We start from the raw sequence: 6,926 nt of genomic DNA, 5'->3' as shown, positions 1-6,926 counted from the left end.
CTCAACATTCGCTCGTTGTTCAGTTTTCAAAGAACAATTCGTAACTCGTAAGTTACTTTCTTTTTTTCATCGCCGTTAAGCGACTACTTAATTAATATATCATGTTTTACATATTAGGTCAAGCACTTTTTTAAAAGTTTATTTCAGCACCCTTGCGATGCTTGCTTGTCCCTATCGCCCATTTGCGGGCGGACATTTAATATATCATAGATTTATAGCTTTGTACAAGCTAATAAAATTATCCATTTTCATCATCCATTTTTCGCGCCTCTCTTCTATATACAGGCATATCTCGTTTATCTCCTGCTCGCCGAAGCAACTATTTCGCTTAATCGTTGTATGCATGTACATAAGGAATCTACACCTCGCAGTCCCTGTGGTTATGCTGATTGTAAAGAATTGCAGATGCCGGATAGAACTGCAGATGTACAAGGATAAGATTTTCATTTAGATTAAATTCAAATAGTCCGATATCAAAATAATCATTCGAAGAGGTGATGATAATATTGAAAGAAGCAGCAACGAATCTTGCTAACGAGAGAGACATTGCGGTTCGTCGCCCCTCACTACTTCGATCGATCAAGAAGAATTGGGATCTCTATTTGCTCATCGTCCCGGTCGTTGTGTACTACATTATCTTTCATTACATTCCCATGTACGGAGTCCAGATCGCATTCAAAGACTTCATCGCCTCGAAAGGGATTACCAACAGTCCTTGGGTCGGACTCAAGCATTTCGAACGCTTCTTTAACAGCTACTACTTTGAAAGACTCCTCACGAATACACTGCAGATTGGCCTATATGAACTTCTCGTCGGCTTTCCAGTCCCGATTATTCTGGCTCTAATGATCAATGAAGTCCGGAACACCTATTTCCGCAAAACGATTCAAACCGTTACATACGCCCCTCACTTTCTATCTACTGTCGTGCTTGTCGGGATGTTATTCATATTTCTCGATCCCAACTCTGGCTTCATCAATATGCTCATTCGTCTGTTTGGCGGCGATCCAGTATCCTTCCTGACCGAACCAGGATGGTTCAAGACCATCTATGTATTCTCTGGTGTGTGGCAGCAGATGGGCTGGAGCTCCATTATCTATCTTGCAGCCTTAACAGGCATCGATCCGCAGCTGCATGAGGCAGCTAAAGTCGACGGCGCATCCCGTCTTAAGCGAATATGGCACATCAACATTCCCGGCATCATGCCAACTATCATTATTCTGCTCATTATGAATGTCGGATCTATTATGGCTGTAGGCTTCGAGAAAGTATTTTTGATGCAAAATGAACTGAACAAAGACAGCTCGGATGTCATCGCCACCTACGTTTATTCAACTGGAATTATCGGTGCCCAGTACAGTTTCTCCGCAGCAGTCGGGCTGTTTAACTCCATTATTAACTTCATCCTGCTCCTGTCCGTTAATTTCATCGCGAGAAAGGTGGGACAGACTAGCCTATGGTAAAGCAATCCAAAGGTGACCGATTATTCGATGTTATCAATCATCTGCTGCTCGGACTCGTCCTCCTTATCGTTATGTATCCACTTGTCTTTGTGGCTGTCGCATCCATCAGTAACCCTTCTGCTGTTGTAAATGGTGAAGTGTGGCTGTTCCCTAAAGACATCACCTTTGTCGGATACGAGAAAGTATTCTCAAACAACGAGATTCTGGTGGGTTACATGAACACCATTATCTATACAGTACTCGGTACCATCGTGAACATCGTCATGACGATCCTAGCCGCTTATCCGTTATCTCGCAAAGACTTTCACGGACGCAATCTGATTACCATCATGTTCGTCTTTACGATGTTTTTCAGTGGAGGGCTAATCCCTACCTATCTAATCGTGAAGCAGCTTGGCATGATGAACACCATGTGGGCGCTGATCATTCCCAATGCGGTCGCGGTCTGGAATATTATCATCATGCGCACGTTCTTCCAGCAGAGCATACCGATTGAAGTTCAAGAATCCGCACAGATGGATGGCTGCAGCAACATGAAGATCTTGCTGAAGATTGTGCTTCCGCTTTCTCTCCCGGTAATCGCCGTCTTGACGTTGTTTTACAGCGTTACCCATTGGAACTCCTTTTTTAGCGCGCTCATTTACTTAACAGAACGTGGAAAATATCCGCTGCAGCTCATTTTACGTGAGATTCTGATTCAGAGTAACATGCAGGACATGATCCAGACGAATGAAGAGTCGCTTGCTAAGACGGTGATGGAGGCGGAATCCATCAAGTATGCCGTTGTTATTATTGCTAACTTGCCTGTTCTCATGTTGTATCCATTTCTGCAGCGTTACTTCGTTAAAGGTATGGTTATTGGAGCTATCAAAGGCTGATAACCCTAAAATCATTCATAGGGGGTATTTTCTTTGAGGAATAAGAAGGCAGTCATTCACTTGTCCATCGCAGCTCTATTGGCTCTCTCTTTGCTTGCCGGGTGCTCCGGCAACAACTCTTCCAAGTCACCATCGGATACAGCTCCATCCAGCAACTTTAACCCAACAGGATTACCTATCGTCAAAGAGCCCATTACATTGAAAATGATCGCCGGTAAAGCACCAACGACAGCGCCAGACTGGAACCAGACGATACTGTGGCAGGAATACGAGAAGATGACCAATATCAAAGTGGAATGGGAAATGGTCCCGTCTGAGACTATGGCAGAGAAGCGCAACCTTCTGCTGGCAGGCAACGACTACCCGCACGCTTTCTTCACAGCATCCATTCCCCCTGCTGATCTGCAGAAGTACGGCCAGCAAGGCATATTCATCAAGCTCAATGATCTGATCGATGAGCATGCACCGAATCTGAAGGCTCTACTGGACAAATATCCAGAAGTTCGAAAAGGGTTAACGATGCCTGACGGCAATATATACTCATTCCCAACCATTTACGATCCAGAATTCACTTCGGTGCTCTCCTCAGCCAAGATGTGGATCAAGAAGGACTGGCTCGATGCCTTGAATCTAAAAGAACCTGAGACAACGGATGAGTTCTATACTATGCTGAAAGCATTCAAAGAACAGGACCCGAACAAAAATGGCCAGAAGGATGAGATCCCTTTCCAAGCTGTAGGTATCGAAACATTGCACAATTATCTCAAAGGGTCCTGGGGACTGAGCAACCGCGGCGTCCGTAATGCTAATGTCGATGTAGATCCGGATACTGGAGATCTCCGCTTTATCCCAACTAGCCCGAAATACAAGGAAATGCTCGAGTTCATGAACAAATTATATACGGAAGGGCTAATCGGACAAGATATATTCACGATCAAGGCTAATCAATATTACGCTACTGGTGCAAATGGCGTATATGGCTCGACAATAACCACAAGCCCCTACACATTGATGAGTCAGACCGATTATATTGGCGCCAACGCTTTGAAGGGACCTCATGGAGACCAGCTCTGGTCGGCTATAGGCTCACCTCTTGCTCTCCCGGGCGCATTTGTCATCACGGATCGCAATCCAAATCCGGTTGAAACAGTTCGTTGGATCGATTACTTATACGGCGATGAAGGAAGCAAGATGTTCTTCATGGGCTTCGAAGGACAATCGTATAAGGTGAATGCGCAAGGTGAGTATGAATATACCGATGAGATTAATAAGAATCCGAACGGGCTAACATTCGAGCAGGCGCTGGTTAAGTATGTGGTATGGCCGGGTGGAGGCTATCCGAATATCGTGCAGCAGAAATTTTTCAAGGGTGCAGAAAGCCGACCGGAATCTGTAGAAGCGGCAACTCAATTCTCGAAGCATCTACCGGAGGAAATCTGGCCAACCTTTACCTTTACAACGGAAGATAATGAGGATATGTCTACGATCGGTTCAGATATCAATAGCTATGTAACAGAGATGCGGGCCAAGTTCGTCTCGGGCAACGCCTCATTCGCAGAGTGGGATCAGTATGTGAAGACTCTGGAGCAGATGGACGTTAATCGTTACATGGAAATATACAAGAACGCTTATAACCGTTATAAGCAAGGATAACAACAGATTCTAAGCGGTCGGGGAGTAGCTGTACTCTCCGACCGTTCATGCATTTTACATTAGATTAAGAATAGGGAGGATACGTACATGTCATGATGAAGAGTCAACGATTCTACCGCTATTTTCTTTCTTATATATTGCTAACCGTCATATCGCTATTGATCATGAGCGGCGTTGTCTATATGCAGTTTCTAAGCTCCTTGCGATCCGAAGTCGAGCATTCGACCATCAATTCCCTTGACCAGTTCAGTGAGGCGATCGACCAACGCATACTGGAGATGGATCAGATGGCGCAGCAGATATCGAGCAATGTCCAACTGCGACCATTTAACGCAACCTCCCATGGATACGGCACTTATGAGGCAATTGAGGAATTGAAGCAGTATTTATCGACCAATATGTTTATTAGTGATATTATCATTCACTACAATGGACGCAATCCGGATCAATTATATGCAGCAAGCGGCACCTACAGGCTCGATTCATTTTTCGAGGTTATATTTCAATTCGAGAATTGGAATCAACATGAGTTTGTAAACATGAGCAATACATTAACCGCGCCGGTCATGCGGCCGATGGATACCGTTCAATATAATCAGATTATCAGTGAACGATATGCGACGTACTCCGTACCGCTTGCAGCTAGCTCCGACACGCCGTATGGGACTGTTATGTTCTTCATTTCCGAAAGCGCTTTCCAATCACTGGCGACTAGTGTGCTGGGGGACTATAACGGTACGTTGTATGTATTTGATCATCAAGGGACTTTGTTATACGAATACACAAATGGTGTTTCTGACAGCAGTCTCCTCACTGCGACACTGGATACGATTCGAGGCGATAACAGCAATTGGAACATTACTAGCCTTGAACATAGCAATGAGCAGTATACAGCGGTCAAGCATGATTCAACTCGACGCGGCTACAGCTATGTAGCTGTTATGCCTTCCAATCAGATTATGCACAAGGTTAATCATGCACGGCTATTATTTAATGTGACTGCAGCAGTCATTTTCCTGATCGGTGTTATTCTGGCTGTCGCTTTATCCATTCATCATTATAAACCATTGCAGAAAATAGTCAGAGTCATCTCCAATCAGAATCAGGCGGCACATCCAGCATCGGGCATAACTAGGTCGAGGGATGAACTTGACTATATCTCTACAGCAGTCGTCAACATGGCTAGGGAAAATGAAGGTCTTATCCATCAACTCCACAACCAGGCCATCGTCTTGCGGGAACAAGTCCTGCTCTCTCTGATCAAGGGTAAATTCAAGTCGCGTAAGGAATGGGAAGATAACCTCCAGTTCTCCAGCTTGCGAATGGATGGTCCTCATTATGCTGCCCTGCTATTTCTCATTGATGACTATCAGACCTTTCGTAGAAACAACTCGGACTCGATGCAGGATCATTTGAAGCACAGTCTCGTCAAGATCCTAGAGGAATTATCTGAGGAGATCGGATACGGCTTCGGAGTGGAGCTGATTGATGGGCGCAGTATCGTATTCTTACTAAACCTGAATGAAGGCAATGATAACGATGAAGTGCTGCAACAATTCGCAATGAAAGCGAAGTATACGCTGCAGCAGTATTTCCGCTATACGGTGACAACTGGAATCGGCAATATCGTCAGTGAAATCACAGCTCTCTCCCATTCCTTCATTGAAGCAAGCCATGCGGCTCGCTATCGCCTCATCAGAGGGGGCAACCAAATTATCTTCTATCGTGATATTGAGCAGGATAGCGCTAGAGAACGCTGGTATCCTGTTGATACGGCAGATCAGCTTATCCGTGCCATCCGGCAAGGGGACAGCAAGCAGGTGGAAGAAGCTGTGCGTAAAGCATTCGGACAGATAACAGAGAGAAAGATGCCTATTGATGCAGCTGAACTTATCTGCTTTGATATCGTCAACAACAGCGCGAAGACTCTTATCGAGCTTGATATTGACCTTGATGAGGTAACGAACGAGGCGCTGGAACGTCTATTCGTGCCGCATCTCGAAACGATCGAAGAGCTCGAACGACTTGTAACGGACATATGCTGCAATGTCTGCCGCTTTATAGCCAGCAAGAAAGAGAGTAAGAATGTTGAGCTATTGCGCACGCTGAAGAACTATATCCATGACCACTACAGGAATCAATCAATCTCCCTTGACACGATCGCCAAGCATTTTGATATATCACCTTCGTATGCTACACGTTTCTTCAAAGATCATACCGGTGACTCTCTTATGCGCTACATTGACGGAATGCGAATGGATCAGGCCAAGCAACTGTTGAAGACAACCGATCTGAAGCTCCAAGACATCATGGATAAAGTCGGGTATGTCGACTCAACTAACTTCATTCGTAAATTCAAGAAGAATGAGGGAATAACACCCATTCAGTATCGCAACATTATGAATTCGGACATCTAATTGGTTTGTTCTGTTACTGCTACATGATTTCGTCTTCATTCACCTGCTAATATAGAAATAGCTCGCTGTTGAGTGGAGATCAATAGCGGGACGAGTGTGCTCGGTATTGTCCTACTTTCGTAGAACACCTTTATCGTGTTTGACCAAGCCTTCTTCTTATGTCGTGTATTTGTTGTTGGATTAACTGCATTTCGTGCAGCTAGCATGTAGTTGCTGGGAGTTGACCGAGTGCTAACTGCATAATGTACATCTATTTCCGCTGCATGTGGGCTCATTGTCCGATGCTGACTAAACTAAATGTACGAAATGCAGTTAATTTGTGCTTTAGGGCTGTCATTCGTGCAATTAGATGTACAAAATGCATCTAGCCTGTGAGGCGCAAGCATTGCACATACAGGTATCCACCTATAAGGATTCGACCTCATGAAAGCCTGCGCCTCATTAACCTGCCACATAGAAAAAGCCCGCTGTCGATTCGAGATCAACAGCGGGCTTTAGTTAGCTTGGCGACGTCC

General features: G+C 44.9%; 4 protein-coding genes. All 4 read left to right on the top strand.

Annotated elements, in window-relative coordinates; all coding sequences use genetic code 11:
• Positions 1 to 497: 497 nt before the first annotated feature.
• The 4 genes from AC3WTP_RS23170 (at position 498) to AC3WTP_RS23155 (ending at position 6,411) form a co-directional block, all read left to right on the top strand.
• Positions 498 to 1,463: an ABC transporter permease gene (locus AC3WTP_RS23170; RefSeq protein WP_492396986.1), complete on the top strand. Its 966-nt coding sequence runs from the start codon at positions 498 to 500 to the stop codon at positions 1,461 to 1,463.
• Positions 1,457 to 2,341 carry a carbohydrate ABC transporter permease gene (locus AC3WTP_RS23165; RefSeq protein ID WP_492396985.1) on the top strand — a complete coding sequence of 295 codons (885 nt, stop codon included), beginning with the start codon at positions 1,457 to 1,459 and terminating at the stop codon, positions 2,339 to 2,341. Before AC3WTP_RS23170 ends, AC3WTP_RS23165 begins: the two co-directional genes overlap by 7 nt.
• 33 nt (positions 2,342 to 2,374) lie before the next feature.
• The gene (locus tag AC3WTP_RS23160; protein ID WP_492396984.1) at positions 2,375 to 3,994 is read left to right on the top strand and encodes an extracellular solute-binding protein; all 1,620 of its coding nucleotides are present in this window, start codon (positions 2,375 to 2,377) and stop codon (positions 3,992 to 3,994) included.
• 92 nt (positions 3,995 to 4,086) lie between these two features.
• Entirely contained in the window at positions 4,087 to 6,411 is a 2,325-nt protein-coding gene (locus AC3WTP_RS23155; protein ID WP_492396983.1) for a helix-turn-helix domain-containing protein, read from the top strand.
• The last annotated feature ends 515 nt before the right edge of the window (positions 6,412 to 6,926 follow it).

The organism is Paenibacillus sp. EB106-04-04-XG159 (assembly GCF_058791835.1).
This window is presented reverse-complemented; position numbering and strand designations above follow the sequence as displayed.